Source organism: Marinibactrum halimedae (genome assembly GCF_021234875.1).
GTDB classification, from domain to species: Bacteria; Pseudomonadota; Gammaproteobacteria; order Pseudomonadales; family Cellvibrionaceae; genus Marinibactrum; species Marinibactrum halimedae.
The window spans coordinates 26919-44871 of record NZ_JAJQVM010000032.1 but is presented as its reverse complement, the minus strand read 5'-3'; the positions used below and the strand labels follow the sequence as shown (position 1 = coordinate 44871).

Annotated in this window: 9 protein-coding genes; all 9 read left to right on the top strand. The window is 55.1% G+C overall.

Annotated elements, in window-relative coordinates:
* Positions 1-3 precede the first annotated feature (3 nt).
* The 9 genes from LU351_RS16590 (at position 4) to LU351_RS16550 (ending at position 17901) form a co-directional block, all read left to right on the top strand.
* Positions 4-1836 carry a hypothetical protein gene (locus LU351_RS16590; RefSeq protein ID WP_232595210.1) on the top strand — a complete coding sequence of 611 codons (1833 nt, stop codon included), beginning with the start codon at positions 4-6 and terminating at the stop codon, positions 1834-1836.
* Between the two features lie 50 nt (positions 1837-1886).
* A complete protein-coding gene (locus tag LU351_RS16585; RefSeq protein WP_232595209.1) occupies positions 1887-2312 on the top strand; it encodes a GPW/gp25 family protein in 426 nt (141 codons plus the stop codon).
* Between the two features lie 17 nt (positions 2313-2329).
* Positions 2330-4663: a baseplate J/gp47 family protein gene (locus tag LU351_RS16580; RefSeq protein ID WP_232595208.1), complete on the top strand. Its 2334-nt coding sequence runs from the start codon at positions 2330-2332 to the stop codon at positions 4661-4663.
* An 11-nt stretch (positions 4664-4674) separates the two neighbouring features.
* Positions 4675-7119: a phage tail protein gene (locus LU351_RS16575; protein WP_232595207.1), complete on the top strand. Its 2445-nt coding sequence runs from the start codon at positions 4675-4677 to the stop codon at positions 7117-7119.
* Positions 7120-7151: 32 nt separating this feature from the next.
* Positions 7152-8057 (top strand): hypothetical protein, encoded by a 906-nt coding sequence (locus LU351_RS16570; protein WP_232595206.1) that lies wholly within the window; start codon positions 7152-7154, stop codon positions 8055-8057.
* 234 nt (positions 8058-8291) lie between these two features.
* The gene (locus LU351_RS16565; protein WP_232595205.1) at positions 8292-10016 is read left to right on the top strand and encodes a hypothetical protein; all 1725 of its coding nucleotides are present in this window, start codon (positions 8292-8294) and stop codon (positions 10014-10016) included.
* A 68-nt stretch (positions 10017-10084) separates the two neighbouring features.
* Entirely contained in the window at positions 10085-14020 is a 3936-nt protein-coding gene (locus tag LU351_RS16560) for a hypothetical protein (protein WP_232595204.1), read from the top strand.
* 30 nt (positions 14021-14050) lie between these two features.
* Positions 14051-15841, top strand: a complete 1791-nt coding sequence (locus LU351_RS16555; protein WP_232595203.1) for a hypothetical protein — start codon at positions 14051-14053, stop codon at positions 15839-15841.
* Positions 15838-17901 (top strand): ATP-binding protein, encoded by a 2064-nt coding sequence (locus tag LU351_RS16550; RefSeq protein ID WP_232595202.1) that lies wholly within the window; start codon positions 15838-15840, stop codon positions 17899-17901. The genes LU351_RS16555 and LU351_RS16550 overlap by 4 nt, the downstream gene beginning before the upstream one ends.
* Positions 17902-17953: the final 52 nt, after the last annotated feature.

The following is a 17953-nucleotide window of genomic DNA, read 5'->3' as shown; positions in this document are numbered from 1 at the left end:
GCGATGACTCAACTACATGCCGTGCGTTTAAAAGCGCCCTACTTTTCTCATGAAAACACTCATACAGACGCTTATGCAAACAGCGCTCTGCTGCGGTATCTGGATGCAGATTTCATCAATCGTTTTCGCCAACAAATTCAGCAAGGACAACTGAACTCGACCGATACCCAAGCGTGGCTTGCGGAAGAGCAACACAGTGTTCATGACCAAAAGCCCGTGTTGCGCCTGCCGTCTCATCGCGCTTTTCACGTAGTGTGTTGCGAGGCGGTGTGCCATCGTTTTGGTGAACCCGCCCTCGACCCAGCTCGAATTACCAGCGCGGGCTTTGTCATTCGCCGGAAAGATGGGGGCCAAGAGAAAGCGTGGATAATAGAAGACGGCGAATCACTGGGCTGGTTGCCCGCCCCAACGAGTTTTCGTGACCCCGATTTAGATCGGCGCCTGTGCCCGAATGGTGTGGTGCACGCTCGCGCCGATAAACCGGCTTACAGTGGTGAAGCCACACACCCGCTTCACCCGTTGGATGCCTACGATGAACAAGGCAAGCGACACACTTTGTTGTTTGGGTATTTACCTTTAGGCGGATTTTATTACGAGCGCAATAGCCTCGCGGCCATTGATGGGCCATCGTTGAGTCAAACACAAGACTACGTTGCGCGGGCATTACCTTGGCCCTTTGGCTATCGCAATGGCAAAGGGCAGCCGTGGTTAAGCCAACACGATAAACCGATTGTCAAAGGCGTGCCGTCTCAAGGCATGTTCGAACTACTGAGGTTGTTGGTTACCCGCTACCATCTCGGAGAAAGACGTCTTGAAGAAAGCCACCTCGGCCAAACACCCCCGCAAAAGCCCAATGCGGGTTTGGAAGCCATTGCCACGCGCCTGAATTTTATTGAGCATCGTTTTTTTGAGCAACGCGTGCTCGGAGCCACATCTTTTGGTTTTCAAACGACCTTTGGTTTTCAAACGCCATTGGGCTTTCAATCCCCCTTTGGCGTTCAGCCTAATCCGTTCTTGCACTCAAGCTTCCAATTATTAACCCCCGCCGAGCGTCTTCATGCCCAACAGCGGCAATATCGAGCACAATTATTCCAGCGCCATAAGGTCTTCCAAACCTATTCATTGTTGGCCTATCTGCAAGGGTGTTTTCGAGCCAAAGAGAACCCGCTCGTTCCTTGGATTGTGACTCAAGAAGCCCGTTTAGCAACCAATCCAAATGCGGTACTCACGCCCTTGCCTTCGGTCGAATCCATGAATATGACTGCGTTCACCCTGAGTATGACCGCCAGTGATGCCGATGAACTGCGCCACGAGTTAAATCAGCGCTATCGCACCCAAACGCTGGCCAACGCCAAAGAGATTCCTTTGCCCAAATTTGGCCAGCGCGCCGAAGACGTTTTTGAAGTGGTGCCGTTTGTGCGCGCCCTGAACGACGGCGGCAAAGAACAAATTTACTGGGCTGAGCGTGAAGCGCGCTCGTTGGCCTTTCGGGTGGCCGCCCCCTTCGACCCAGAAGCCAGTCGCCCCTCTCTGATTCAAATGCCAAGCCTTCGGGATTTAAAGCGGGGCTTAGCGAAAGGGGCCAGCTTTCTTACCCCCGGCGATACCTTCGATATGGTCAATAGCCTCAATACCAAAGACGGCATCGGGCCGGATTTAGTGAAAGACACCCAAAACGCCGGGCTCGGTTTGCAATGGATATGCAGTTTTAGCCTGCCGGTAGTCACCCTCGTGGCCATGATTCTGTTGATGATCATGGTAATGATTTTAAACATTGTGTTCTTCTGGCTGCCCTGGGTAAGGGTCTGCTTGCCCTTTCCGAAGATCGGTAAATAAAAAACAAACAGCGAAAAAATAAACAGAGCAAAAAGATAGAGAAATAGATCATGAGCCAATCTGCCATCGCATTACCACGCCCCACACTCACGTTGCCGCACGTGCGCAGCTGGCCGCTAGAGGGTGTGGGTGCAGATGGCTCGGTGCGTTGGGCGCGAGACGACGACAGTATTCGTGAAAGCCTACTCAATATTTTACTGACCCGACCCGGAGAACGTTTGCAACGGCCCGATTTTGGCGCCGGGCTCTTAAATTTCGTGCATGAGCCCAACAATGAAACCACCCGCCACCTAATGGCAGGCGTGATTCGAAAGTCGCTACAACTGTGGGAACCGCGCATCGTGATTGAGCAAGTCTCGGTCAGCCCCAGCCCACAACACCCGGCGGATGTGCATCTCCACATTCGTTATCGCATGAAACACCTGAACCAATCAGACGAATTGGGCTTAACCCTGAGCTTAGGGGTAAGCCGATGAAACAGGGAGCGTAAACCATGCCGTTACCCGTGCCGAATTTGGATGATCGACGCTTCGACGATTTAGTCGCTGAAGCCAAAGCTCGGTTGGCCGCGCATTTGCCAGAACTCACGCAGGTATCGCCCGGTGACCCCATTCATACCGTCATCGATTTATTTGCTTGGCTCACCGAAACGCTGCTGTACCGCGCCAACCTCATTCCGGAGCGCCAGCGCCGTATTTTCTTAAATTTATTGCAAATTCCATTGCGACCAGCCCTGCCCGGCCAGGGCGTTGTGTGCATTGACGCCAGCCCCAGCAGCGCCCAACTGCCACCACTCGTGGAAGCAGGCACACAACTGCGCGCCGGCAAACAACCGTTGACCGTTCTGGGAGAAGTACAGCCCACGCCGTTAACCCTGCAAGTGTTGATAAAACAAGCGCTGAGCACCGACGAATTGCGGGCGCTGGGCATGACGCTGAACGACCTCCATGAACAATACGGCCTGCGCCGAGGTGAAACCCCTCAGCCGTATCTCCCGAAACGTTTGGTGGTGGGACGAGACACCATTGATCTGTCACAAGCGCTGGATACCTCGGTTTACTTGGCGGCCATCGCCCCCAAGCAATTGGACGATCACATCGCGGCACTGCGGGACAACGTTGCGGGTATTCGAATCAATATCGCGCTAGCACCGGCTGATGATCTAATCGCGGCGGATACAGTAGTGGCAGATGCAGTCGCCGATAGCGTCAACCCTCAAGATGCTCTCCCGAGAATCCTCGTGTGGGAGTTGGTCAGTCAGTTGCCCAACCAAGACGGCAGCTTGGGCGTCCGTCATTTTCCACTGGAGGTGATATCCGACACCTCCATGGGCGGTCGCCAAGTGGGCGTGGTGCGTTTAAGGCTCCCCAATAACAGCGGACTCTTCGCCGATTTCGCCAACGCCGACCCTATGTTTGATGGCACCAAGGCGTTCCCGCCGGCGTTGGATGACGCCGTGCGTGCCCAGCGTGTGGTGTTTTGGTTACGACTGCGCTGCCCACAAGAACCCACGTTGCAACTAAGTTATCTGGGTATCAATGGTATTGATGTCGCCGCCCAAGGCCAGCGCGTTGATCGCATGTTAGGGGTGGGCACCGGTCAACCGGATCAGGTCATGGCCTTGCCCGATGGCAACGTCGACCCCGCCACCTTAGTGCTCGAAGTCGAAGATCACGGCAGTTGGGTTCCTTGGCGAGCGGTAGATGTTCTGGCCAATCAAGGGGAGCACGCCCAGGTGTATCAACTAAACCGAGAAACTGGGTTGGTTTACTTTGGCGATGGGCAACACTCAGGCAAACGTCCACCTGTGGGTGCTGGCATCCGTATCGCCACTTATCGTTACGGGGGCGGCGCCCATACCAACTTGGCGGTCGGCACCATTAAAGAACTTGTCGAAGGCCACTCTCGCCATAAACTGCGACACGACTTACCCTTGCAAGGCGGCCGCGACGGCGAAACGGTGCAGCAAGCCGAACAACGTATTCCCACGTTTCTCACCCACCGTAATCGCGCCGTCACCGTCGATGATTTTATCTTTATCACCCTCAACAACCCGGTGAATACCGTGGCGCGAACCGAGGTGATTCCCGGATTCTTACCGGGCATTACGCTCGACAGTGCACGCTTTGAGGTGCCAGGCACCGTCAGTGTGTTTGTGCTGCCCCCAGCCGAACGCGCCATGGGCAATACCCCTAAGCCCACGAAAGGCTTGCTGAAGGACGTGTTTGATTATTTGTCGGTGCGAACCTTGGTGGGCACCGAACTGTATGTACTCAGCCCTCTTTACCAGCCCATCGCCGTGAGCGTGATGGTGCAAGTGAAGGACCCTCAAACCGAACAAATGACCCTCAATGCCGTGCAACACGCGCTCGTAGAATACCTATGGTTACTGGCACCAGGCGGGCGTGAGGGCCAAGGTTGGCCCATGGGGCACAGTGTTCGCCCACAAGAGTTACTCACCCAAGTCGCGAAAGTGGACGGGGTACTCTCTGTGAATGGGCTGGCCCTCTTTTCAAAAGAAACGCTGTCCATTACCGACCTAAGCACCAAAGATGCGTTGACCAAAAGCAAAAGCAAAAGCAAAAGCGCATCCAAACCCCCCGCCAAATCCCTCACTACGGCTCGGGGGGTTCCAGTGAAGACGGTGTGGCGCACGGTGTCCAACCCACAAGGGCTGGCGTTAGCCCCCTATGAACTGCCCGATTTGCAGGGGGTTCGCGTGGCCATCGGCAATGTAGGCGATGCCCTCAAGCTCCCCGCAGAACTCAATGATGTGGACGAGGCCGGCTCGGCCATCGCCGTGCCCGTCATTCCGGAAGTGTGTTAACGGAGGCGGCGATGGATACGAATCATACCCGCTACTTTTTACTGCGCACCGCTGAAGAATTCGAACAGGGCTCTAGCCGCCTGCATTGGCACCCGACCCATCGGGCATTGATGTTGACGCAAAACCAAACCTTGCGGCTCCCTGCCAGTGAGCCCGCGACCGCACTGGCAGCATGGGAAAACGCTACCCCATTGCTGGTCGACCGACATGGCCAAATTGCTCGACTGCGAGCCGACCGACAAGGAGTGGAATTCAACAGCGGACGCGGCTATCTGCCTTTACTGGACGATGAGTTAAACCCGATTGCCCCTCAAGAAATGGTCCCTTCAGAAATGGCCCCGCCAGAAGGGGAATTTACCGATGCGTTTCTGAGCCAAAGCAGCCAAATGGTCGTAGGCTTCAGTAATCAAAGTGATCAACACGGAGTGGTGGTATTTGATCTGCAACGACGTTGGCAATCCCATTGCGCCCTGCCCTTTGCGCCGTTTCGGGTTTGGCTCGATACCGAAGGCCAAGTGTGGGCGCTGGGCGATACTCATCTCATGCTGTGCCAGGGCCAACCATTACCCTTGCCTTATTCCCCCCAGGGCACTCGGTTTGAACCTCACGTCGTCAACCCGAATGCGCTGTCGTTTTCGTGGAGCCAAGCGCTTCCCGCCGACTGGCATGGCTTATCGATCCATGGCACCCACTCGGCGCTGTTTCTTCTCGTCCATAACACTGAGGGCGCTCAACGGATTGGGGTTCGAACGCTGAGCGATGTGTCACGTCCTATCCACTGGCATCAAATGGACGCTGAACTCCCGTTCGCCATTGATTTGCACCCCCTTGATTTGCACTCAACGAAGACACACCGACTCGCCCTGCTCGCGCCGCGGGAAGCGGCGGACAGTGGCTTTTTACGCCGAGATTGCCCTGTTATAGAAATCAATTCATCTACAACGACAGCTTCGCACACCCCAGATCAACCCAGTGCCGCATTGCCCGTCGCCACACTGGTGCACGAACGCTTCCCCATGCTTTCTCAAGCAGTGCCCCGATTTTGCGCCAGCGCCGATGGCCAAGTGCGTTATCAAGCGGAGTCGGACGAAGATTACCCTGTGTTTACCGAGCGCCCACGGGAACTTCATGGGCTGCGCCAACCCCACTATCACTTGGAGGGCGGCGCCCTGTTGCAAACGGTGCTGGACTCCGGTGCGGTAGACACGCTCTGGCATCGGGTTTATCTGGATGCCTACATTCCCACCGGCTGTGCAATTTCGCTCTCTGCTCGGGTATTTCACGCCGAAGCGCACCGTGGCGATGCCGAGATTATCGAACAACCGCAACCGGTATGGACGTCTCTGCCTTCGGAAATACCGTATCAGCAACCTTTTTCTTCACAGCCGCTTTCTTCACCACCGCCTTCCTCTGCACGCCGTGAACGAGGGGTATTTGAAGTGCTCCTGCAACGGCAATCGGGGGCGGTGCGCCAGCTTCGTGGCCGATACTTGCAACTGCGCATCCAATTAAACGGTAACGGCAAACAAAGCCCCGCTTTACACGCGCTGCGGGTGTACTACCCCCGCTTTTCGTATCAAGAAGTTTATTTACCGGAATATTTACGCCAAGAGCACCCGGTCGACCCAAGCGATACCACGTCAACCGCGAATGGAGCGGATTTTCGGGAGCGCTTATTGGCCTCATTCGAAGGCATGCTGACCCCCATCGAAGGTCGCATCGCCGCCAGCGATCAACTATTGCACCCCACCGCCGGCCCCATGAGTCACATGCATTGGTTGGGGGAATCGTTGGGCGCGCCATTGCCTCGCCATTGGCCAGAAGCCCGTCAACGCCGATGGCTCAAACAAGCCACCTTAGTGCAAGCCTTTAAAGGCACCTTGTCGGGGTTGCGGCTGGCGTTAGACATTGTCAGCGACGGCGGTGTCGAGCGCGGCGAAGTGGTGGTGATTGAAAATTTTCGGCTGCGGCGCACCCTGGCCACCATTCTTGGGCGACATATGGACGACCAAGATCACCCTCTGACCTTGGGCACCGGCATGAGTGGCAATAGCCTGATCGGCGAGAGCCTGGTGTTATCGGATTTAGACTCACAATCCTTTTTTGCCCTCTTTGCGCCCGAGTTGGCCGATGAAGAAGAGGCGCTGGCCGTAAAGCGGTTTTTCAAAGAGTACGCCCACCGGTTAAGCATTGTGCTCAACGGGGCCGGTCGCGACAAACGGCCTGTCATTGAGGCGTTTCTGCCCCAGCAGGTGCCCGCCCATGTGCAGTGGCAGATTATTGAAACTGATCAACCCTTTGTGCTCGGCACCTCGCCGTTGTTGAGGGTAGATACCTTTATTGAAGACACGCCGAAACCCAATCCGGTAGAACTGAATTCAACCCAGGTTGGGCTGGGCGATGTCGTACAAAACCCGGCGGCATTTTCGCCCAGAGATGTGAATGCGCAGGCCTAATTTAAGACACAACATTCAGGAGCAGCGGGACCATGACCGATCATGATGATTTACCCACGTTGGAACAGGACGACGACCTGGCTGAGCCCTTGCGGCGTGTGTCTTATGAAGCCGGGATGATGCTCGGCCTAGAGGCCACCCGCGACGAGCAAGCCTATCACCGACGGCGCTTGAATCGGCACCAATACTGGCTACACGGCTTTGGTACGGTCGCCGGATTGCACGTACGTTTGGAGCCGGAGTCCCACGAGAATGACACCGACACCGTCAATGTGCATATTCACGTGACGCCCGGCATCGCCTTAGATGGCTTAGGTCGCGAAGTATTGGTCCACGAAACCTATTGTATCGACTTACAGGAATGGCTAGACGCCCAAACCGAGGCCACCTTAGCCGAAGGCTTTGCCCTGGCCGACGAGCAACTGTGGTTGAAAGTGACCCTTCGTCATCGCGATTGCCCCATCGCCCGTCAGCCCGTGCTCAGCAGAAAACTCAATTTAAGCACAGACCCAGTCCAACCCAGCCGCACCGCCGACAGTGTGTACTTGGAGTTGATTCCCGAATTGCCTCCGGCCACCGAGACCCGTTTTACCCCTTGGGGCAGCCACACCCCCATCAGCGACGCCGAACCCACGCTCACTGACGATGAAAACACCTATTTGAATAATGTGGAGGGCACGAGCACCGAAATGGCCGAGCGCCTGCGTCTGCATTCTCGATGTTTGCGCGGCTTAGACGCGCGTGGTGTGGCTACTGAGAATGTGTCTGACGAGTTGGAGAAAGGTGCGCGAGTGCTATTGGCGCGATTACGAATCAACACCAACACCCTAACCGACATTCTCGTGAACCCAGAACGTATCGGCGTGAATAACTTGGTACGGCCCTTTGTGGTCACCGCCAGCCAGTTAGCGTGGTTGCGTGATCACTCTAGTGATTAACTTTATATTTACATTTAAAACAATGACTTAAGAGAAATAATTAAAGTAATTTAAGAAATATAAATTGGTCAAAGAGCAGACGGACACAAGAAATGGTTAGGGAAACGAAAAGCGTCACCAGAAAAGACCACGACCTGTAGAGGAACGATTATGAGCCATGTCACTTTCCAGCCTCTGGGCGACCCCTTGGCCGCCGGAGAGCGACTTGAACACATCGCCGATATTGACCCACGGATGACCCGTACCCACTACTTCGATGGTCGATTACTCACTGCGGAAGATTTAGAGCGCGACCAACGCTACCTAGACGAGCGACTGCGGGAAGTGGGAAAAGTCCTAGGCCACGGTATCTTGAGAGGGTTGGACGTCCAGTATGATCGATTCACCGGCCTCCTAACCGTGGAAGCCGGCCTTGGCGTCACCCCGGCCGGACGAGTGCTGCAACTGAGCAGCCGACTGCTGGTGGATTTGGGCGATCGGGCACTCATCAGCCAACTGAATCATGGCCGCTATCGAAAGTTTAACCGAGCCCTGTTTGCCATCGTTTTAAAATACGTAGAAGTGGCCACGGATGTGGCGGAGGTCTTCCCCACCGACCTTGCCGCCAAACGCGGCGCCGACTATGCATTGATTACGGAATCGGTGCAATTGGGGTTAGTGGAGTTACCCACCACACTCAACCAGCAAGATCCGCTACATATGCGAAGTCAACTTATCCGTACCTACTTGGGCGCAGCAAAAGACACGAGCGATGATGGCAGAGACAGCGGGTACCTTCCTGAAGAAGATGGGGTCACCTTAGGGGTGATTGCCATTGCCAACGACAGCCCCCAATGGCTGGACTCACAACTGCTGAGACACCCCCTGCGCGATACTCTTCGCCCCGGTGACGTGCAAGCGGATTTGTCTCGCTATTACGAGTCCCTCTTTGCCGAGGTATTAACCCGCCGCCAAAGTGGCAGCTTAGACAATAACTTCACCGCGCGGGACTACTTTGACTTACTGCCGCCCGTGGGCAGCTTACCCGTTGACGCCATCGACCCGGTCAGTGGTGTACAGCGATTTTTTCCGGAACACTTCGACGTGCACATTGCCCCCATTCGCGAGGCCGAGCTGCCGCTCATTCAAGCGGAGTCCATGGCCTTGCCGAACATTGACCTCGCGAAAAAAGACGATGCCGACATCGTGGTGCTGGTGCCGATGAGCAACGCGGACTTCGGGCATTACGCCGGTCAGTTAGAACGAGACAAGTTACATCCCGGTCCTTTCAACCCAGGTCATCCACTTCACTCTCGTCGCTTACCGCAACTGGATTTATTGCGGCTGAAACTCTATCCCACCCGGCCCGTGCATCGCATTGATACCGACGCGACCGTGTGGCAAGCCATTTGGGATCAGCTCACCGCCAACACCCTCGTCTACGCTCGTCGCCCCGTGCGCATTGCCGAAACCAGCGTTAGCGGCATTGTGCTGGCACAAGGTTTTACCCCGCCCGCACCGGTCACCCCCCCCATCAATGATACCCCGCCAACCCCCACTCCTGGGGATGGCGGGAATAACGATGGCGGGAATAACGTTATTGAAGATGAAGACACCGTCTTCCTAAGAATGATGAACTTTAAACACCTCGCCGAAATGCGCCCACCCAGCTCCTCCGAAAGCGATACCGCTTTTGAACAGCTTTTGGATAACTTCGGCAACGACGCCCGTATTGTGCGCCAAAGCGCGGCCATTTTACTCAAGGTAGAGCGTTACTATGACCCCGTGATCTGGCAGACACTGAGATTGGCGGCCGAAACCGACGGACTGCAAGCTGTCATTGAGGCATTTCAGGACCTTGAACCAGACATCACGGCCACCGGTAGAACCATCGTCAATATGGCCGACGATCTGCGCCTGCCCCGAGCACTAACTGAAGAATGGGAAACCTTAGCGGAACGCATCGGTCGTCGAAGATAGCGACAGGTGAAAATAGCGAAAGGTCGAAGATAACGACAGGTCGAAAATAGCGAAAGAGGAGAAGCACCATGGCGTTTATTGCATTGCATCGCCCCGTTGCCAGCGACGCTCGGCTTGAGCGATTGCATTTGTTTGCAGGGCGTCATTTGGGGGAAGAAGAATTCGACCGGCAACAAGCCTATGCCGATGCCCGTATCTTACCTTTGCTGTCGCCCGCCATCGCCGCCTCTCCCACACTCCCCTTGCCACCGTCAGGGAGCCAACATGACGGACAAGTGGGTATTGCGTACGGCTTAACCTTGGAAACACCGGTCTCTAGCCGCCCATCTGCCGCCGTGCTGGCCAGCAGTGAACACCTGGTGGTTAACGTCGGGCTCGGAGTCACAGGCAAAGGCCATACGGTGTCGATTTCGCGCCCATTAAGGGCCAACTGGCAAGCCATCATCGACGACTATTTAACCCGAACCGCCACGACCGATGCCACCGGCGTGTATTACTTGGTATTACGCCAAAGCCAAAGCACCCTCGATAGCCCCGCCGTCGACCCTTGCCAGCGAGCCGAGTTTGACCCCACCCGAGATTCTCGCTTGGTTACCCTATCGTCCATCGAACTCAGACGTATTGCCATCGCTCCAGCTCTGGTCACCAGCACGCCACCTGAGCAACTGCAAAACTGGATTGTGGCCGAGCGAGTCGACAGCGCCTTTTTGGCCGGTTTCCCCCATGCATTGCCGTTAGCCATGGTCGCGGTTAGTACCACGCCAGGTGCCACCCCCGCCGAAGATACCCACGCCGTGGAATGGGTTTCTGTGGCGGCAGGCCGTTATGAGGCCACGCCCCACAGCGGCTATCGTGCTTTGATGAATCAAGTGCATGAGGCGATGGAAGGCGCCATGGCGCGTTTCGCCAATTTACCGCCCCCGCCCGACAACACCACCACTACGCCGTTAGAAACGTTTCTGGACAGTGAACTGACCTTGGATTTTCTCCCCGCTGCCGGCAAATTACCTCTGCGTTGGTTGCAGGCTTCCGACAGCCTCACGCCGAGCCTACTGTGGCTCCCCAATCATTTGGGCATCGACATGGTGCCGGTGCCTTCGAATACCGTTCACGATCTGATGCGTCGGCATTTGCCCAGACGTGCCGTGGATTTACGAACTCCCACCGGAGATCGGTTGCGGTTACTGCTGTCCATCAACGAAGCACAATACCGGCCCGACTTGTTGGATATTCCGCCCATCGACGAGAAGCTGGCAGAAGATACCCACCGTTTTTACATGCGGGCCTACCGTGCTTGGCACCGCTGGCGTCAGCAGTTCGATGTGCTTTACCACGTTCACCCCTCCTTCGAACCACCGTTAGACGCCCCGGATGATGTGATTGAACATGCCGTGCTTGACCCAGAGCAGTTCAAGCAAATGGATTTGCCCAAGCCCACGCTGCCACCACTCACCCCGGAAGCTCTGTTCAATAACGTTCGACAAAGAGCACTCTCTGAATTCGGGGCCAGCCCCGCGCCCTACCCGTATGATTTACCCAACCCAACACCGCCGCAGGTGTACACCGATTGGTTGGTAAATGTCGACGGCTCAAGCGTACCGCCGCCGGTGCCTGAACCGGACGAAGACGGTTTGGTGGTTCAGTACGCAGTGGCCTTGGTGGAATTGGAATCTATCGAGAACCAAATTCGCGCCATTCGCACCCGCTTAGAAAAAACCCGCGACTTGGTGCTGTTACAACGGCAACAACTGGATACTCAAACCGTTGCTCTGGCCTCATTGGCTGGGGGGGTCGCAGGGGATGGTAATGGCTTGCAAGTGGCACGATGGCTACCCTACGCCAGCCTGAATACCAATATTGTTCCACAAGAGTTAGACCTGGCTACCGCCCCACAAGCCAATTCCCCACAGGCCAATGCGGCCGCCACAGAGTTGACCGCCGAACGGGCCTTAGAGGCAGAAAACCTAAGCCTCAATGCCAATGCACTTATGCTGGAGGCGAACTTTGCCAACAGCTTTGCGACAAATACACTCACGCAATCGTTTGCCGCACGACAACCCATCATGATGGCCACCTACGGGCAGTCTACCCCCATGAAGGCCAACTTCGCGCAACAGCAGTTCAGTCAAAACCTGTTGGCATCAGCATTGAATAACAACGCCAAAGCGAAGCAATCGTACTTAACCCGAAAACCTCAAACCTATTCCGCCTTTGAGCTGGGCATCAATAAAAAACGATTGGATTTGCTGGCCAACCTCAGTAAAGCCCCCATCAGCAAACCGGCGTTTCAGCCCAAAGAGTTTCGCTTTGGGGTGTTGGACCATATCAGCCCCGAAATCAATGAGTACCAAAAAGCCTACTACGGCATGCAAGACTTACTCTCGACGCTGTCGGATTTGTTCGACGCCACCGACGCCACCGCCCTGCGCACCAAACTGCGGGCAATATTGTCTGACACCGCACTCAAAGACCCAAGCGCCCTTGAGGAAGACATCACCGCTGAGGCCAATCGCTTGCTCAGCACGCTCCCTTCACCCCAACCTGCCTTTGAAAAAATACGCGGGCTGGTGGCCAGCCAATATCGTTATGGCGCGCTGTTTAACGCCGGCAAAATTCTCACCCAGTGGATTGCCCTGTGCGAGGCGCGTTACAACAATATCGAGCGCAAACTCCAAGGCAAACTTCGTGAACACACCCGCCAGCTCGCGCACATCGATAAACTCAGCGGCTTGGTGCGTGTGGCGCGAGAAACCTTGGAAAACCTCGATCGATTTTTCGATGAACAGGTGGGCGACTACGGCGTGGCACAACGGCTGATAGAGGAAGACTGGCGGCGAGCCTACGACGAACATCAAGAGCGGTCGCGCTTGCTTACCACCGCCGTAGAGGGCCTTTATTACGTTCGAGAACGGGCCACACCGATCACTCAAGCGCTGACCGATCCACTCAAGTTGCGACACAGCCATCCCGGCGATTTCGTCCCCGGTTGTGACATCAACGGCGATGCGGAAGTCCCCGATGAGCTGAACGACTTTATGGACACCCTCATTGAATTGCCCATGGACGACTGGGCCGTACTCCAGCCCCTAAAACCCAAGCTACCGCCTTTTCATCGTTTTGAGTTTTTGAATCAACTACGCTACGCCCGCTTCCACGCTCGTCCCAAGCGTGCCATGGCCTTTCAGCCAGCCTCAACTCAAAACGGTCTCGTTCATGACAACCACCACCAGGGTTTGGCGTTTCGCGCCTCGGATACCTTGCACGCTCGGTTGCAAGTGGTTCATCAACAAACCGCTACTCTTCTCCATCATTGGTCGGCAAGAGCCCTGCCTATCGTTCAGAGTGCGGGTTATCAAAGTACACAGCGACTCCAGCAAGACGCTGCCAAAGTGTTATCACTGGAAGATTTACTCAGCCAAGGTCGTGGCCCCCTGCGTCGAGAAGCCCAAATGCTGCACCGAAAGCTGGAGCAATGCGTGGGCTGTTTGCTGGAGAACCTCGCATTGCTACCGGGTTCGCTGCGTTTAAATTGGGGGCAATTGGCGGAGTCAGATCGACTCAAAGTGGACAATGTCGCCTATTGGCCGGGGTTAGACACCGCCGAGCAAGACGACTTTGTCGTCACACGCACCTTGTCTGAACTCATTGCCTGGCTCTTCAAGCAACTGGCCGATGACGCCGAAGCGGAAAGCATTGCCGCCGTGCGCAATGTCGTCCGTGCGGTGCTGATTTACGCCTCACTGGGCGACCCGCAAGAAATCGTGCGCGGGCAGGTGTTTTTGCCCCCCAAACGCGCACGAGTTGGCGAGCGTTTTCGCGTCAAGCTCAATCGTCGATTACTGCAAGGGGCACAACTCACGCTTTTGGATGATCAACAGCAGGTGGCCGCCGAGCTTACCGTCGAAGACGACGATAACGACACCACCGAAGTACGCATTACCCATCTGGTGATCCCGAATTTTGCCATCACCAGCCACACTGCTGTCGTGGGCAGGCGTCAATAATGCGCGCACAACGATAAGGGATGAACAACAATGACCCGCCGAAGGACAACGGACACAGGCACACACATCGGGCGCCTTCGGCTCATCGGGCCTCAAGGCCAGTGCCCGAGGCTTGAGAAAACTCTGTCCTTGATGGAATGGCCAGAGCCCAACGACGGGGCCTGGGTGTTTGTTCATACCTTGCACGTCAAATCCACCCCACAGCGAGTGGCTGCCAGTACCCAACAGCAAGCCCAGCGGTGTCTTCAGCAGCGCTCAGAGTCCAGCAATGTCAAACGCTTCGAGACCCTAAGCGACTTACTGACCGAATTTATTCACGACCTCTTAGACGGCGCGGCGGCATCACGCTGGTATTGGCGCCAGTGGTCGTCCTTAATGGGCGAACCATTGGGAACTGCGCAAGCAGGAACATCGCCGGCCAAAGCACGAGCGCAAGCGGTCGCGTCCTCTCTGCCCCCTCACGCTATACCCGCACTGTCGATTCAGCTGCGCCGTGTTTTCACCGCTTACCCAGACCAAATGGCAGCGGTGGTTGAAGGGTTGTTTCATCGAGGCGACGGCCCACGTCTTTTGCAGACGATCAATGAAGAAGATGCCCGAATCATCACCGTCGAGTTAGCCCACCAAGGGGGCTACGTTTATGTTGAGCCCCATGAATTGGGCGCAGAAACTGGGGTTTCTCTGCCCACCTATTCAATCGCTCCAGTGTGGAAAACCGCCCTGTCTCTCGTTACTGAGACCAGCACAAAAGCCCATTGGTTACATTGGTTGATTGCCCAACAAGCATGGCCGCTGGCACTGGCTCAATCCCCCACAGACACCCTAGAAGCCGTCAAAGTGTGGTGGCGAAATAACCGTTCAGACCTCACCCAATCAGCGGCACCAACCAATGGCCAAAACCTCTCTTTTGAGAGTAATGAAAATGGCTTGAGAACCACTCTAGAAAAAGAAAATAAATCAAATAAAATCAATAATTTAGAATATATACCTAGAAATCACTTAATTCATAAAACAACCGATCAGAATGAATTACCATCAACTCCACATCCGCAGGACCTGCCCCAAAGCACTGCCAATAAAGGACAAAAAACAAACGATCAGGTCAATTTAAAAACAGAACAATCGTCCTTAGGCACCCCACTTCCTGAAGCACTCCCTGCTAAATCACTAACTGACCACGAATCGAATTCAAATCAGGCATCGCCCTCCCAGCACCCTTCTGGAACACCAATCACTGATGCGCCTGTAAAAAATGACAACGCACTGCTTGGCACCCATACCCTTCACACCCAACAGGGGGGCTTGCTGTACCTGTTGAACGTTCTGCGTCGCGACGGCTTGCAGAGCATGATGTCGGATTATTGGTCGGTGTATCCCTCAGGGTGGTTTTGGTTATTTCGGTTGGGGGAGCTGCTGGAGGTCGACCAGAATGATCCATTGACACAGTTCGTCTTGAGTCAGTGCTTGGCAGAAGCCGAGCACGATGCCGCTTCGCCGCCAACACATTTACTGCCCGCACTGCCCGAAGCACAACGACTGCGTGCTTTGCTTGCCCAATGGTATGACCCGTCCACACTGTGGAATCCGGAACTCTTGCGTTTACCCGCTCGAATCGTCTTGAGTTCAAGCCATATTGACCTGTTTGCCCCACTCCATTGCGTGCGCGTGGACGTGCGCTTGGCGGGCCTAGACGTCGACCCCGGTTGGCTACCGTGGCTGGGGCGTGTGGTGCACTTTTATTTTGATGACGACGGGCAGTTTAACAACGGACAGTTAAACCACGAGCAATTTAATAACAGACAAAACGGTGAGCCCCAATGATACCGCTCTGGCAAGGGCTAGCCGCCATGGTGCGTTTGGGGTTAATCCATTTTTGGCGCCAAGCCCTGCCCAATAACGAAGGGTTATTACCCCTTCTGCAACAAGAAGCCGAGGCATTGCTTGAGACCCCTGAGCTCAAGTCATTGGATGCAAAAGCACTCTTTGGCCGGTTAGATAAACATGTACATCATGCCCAGCAAGAAACCGACGACTCCGCTGACTTCTCTCATGATCCGCTCTTTGCGCTTATCTCGGATTATGACTTGTCCCTTAACGATGCATTATTGCTGGCCCTTCTCGGTGAAGCTGAACGCTCCCATGTGGTGACCTTGGCCATTCACCAACTGCAATCCCCCACCTCGGCCACCCACCCCATGGGGCACTTGATTGAATCTTGGCTTCAGTCGCTAACCTCATCAAGCCACACTGATTTTTCCGTGTTATCAGGACTTCAGCATCCATTGGTCACCCATGGTTTTGTCCGAGTCTTCGGCAATGGGCCGGCGCCACTGAAACAGTGGGCAACCTCACCGGAATGCTGGGCCGTGTTGACCCAATCCTTACCCTTATGGCCTGGCACAACACAACTTGAGCCATTGCAGTCTGAAAGAAAACTCGGTCTCGACCTTCTGCCCCATAAGGTACAGAACCAACTTGCCGCGATGGTTGAGCGATTTCAGCAACCCGGCACAAGCGCCTTGGTTTTACGGGGTCTGCCTCTTAGTGGACGACGTTTACTCACACTCGCCATCGCCGATCGGCTGGGCTTGAACGCCATTGCCGTTGATGATACTCACTGGCAAGAGAATGCGTTAATCCGCCATATTGCGCCTTACGGAGATTGGTTACCGGTGCTGACCCCGGCCATCGGCCCTGGTGAAACTTATCGGCCGGTTTTGCCCGACGCTTTTTGTAAAACTCCCCGTAAGTTGATCATTCATATGGGAACCGATGGCGCCATTGAATGCCCCGGTGCCATGGAATGGACATTACCCCTACCTAACCGCCCCCAACGGCAAACACTGTGGGAACACTTTTTGGGCGATACCCAACTGGCCGAGCGCGCCTCCATGGCGTTACTCAGCGGGCCCAGTATTCAGGTGTTGGCACAACGGGCTCAAAGCCTTGCGGCGCAGCAAAGCGAGCCCGTCCATCACCGGCATCTCGTTCACGCTCGCTTGCAACACGGTGCCGAACAACTCAAACGTTTGGCCCAACCCGATACCCGCGCCATTCCCCGCGATGCCATCGTCCTCCCGCCATTGGTGGAGAGCGAGCTGGAACAATTAGTTGCCCGCACCGAACAGCGAGAGTCGCTCTGGCCAGGGCTCGGGGCCACACTCACGCAAACCCAAACCACCGGTGTGCGCGCTTTGTTCGTAGGCGAAAGTGGCACCGGTAAAACACTGGCGGCCAATTTTATTGCCACCCGGTTGGGCTCCCCCCTGTATCGAGTGGATTTGGCCTCGGTGATGAACAAATACATTGGCGAAAGCGAAAAGAATTTATCAGCGGTGTTAGACAGAGCCGCAGCCAATGACGTGGTGCTCTTATTCGATGAAGCCGACTCTCTGTTTGGCCGACGCACCGACGGCAAAGAAACCGGCGAACGCTTCGCCAATATGCTGACCCACTTTCTCCTAACGCGCCTCGAACATCACCCAGGTATTGTCGTGCTCACCTCCAACAATCGTGAGCGGATTGATGCGGCGTTTACCCGACGGCTGGATTTCATCATCGAGTTTCCCCTGCCGGGTTTTGAGGCTCGGCAACAACTCTGGCAAAGCCATTTAGGGCAACGGGGGCCCGGTGAAGAAGTGTATGCGCTGCTGGCCAGCTACTGCGATTTTACCGGTGGACAGCTTCGCAACGTCGTCTTAACCGCCGCCACCTGTGCCGAAAATGGCCCTATTACCACCGACCATTTACTGACCGGATTACAGGCCGAATACCGAAAACTGGGCAGAAATCTGCCAAATAAATTATTACAAATCAAATATTTAAAAGAACAAAATAATGTTATTTCTCAAACTTTAATAGACGAACAAGCAGACGAATAAGAATAAATAGACGAATAAACGAACGATTCAAATCACTTGGACTGAGATCAAA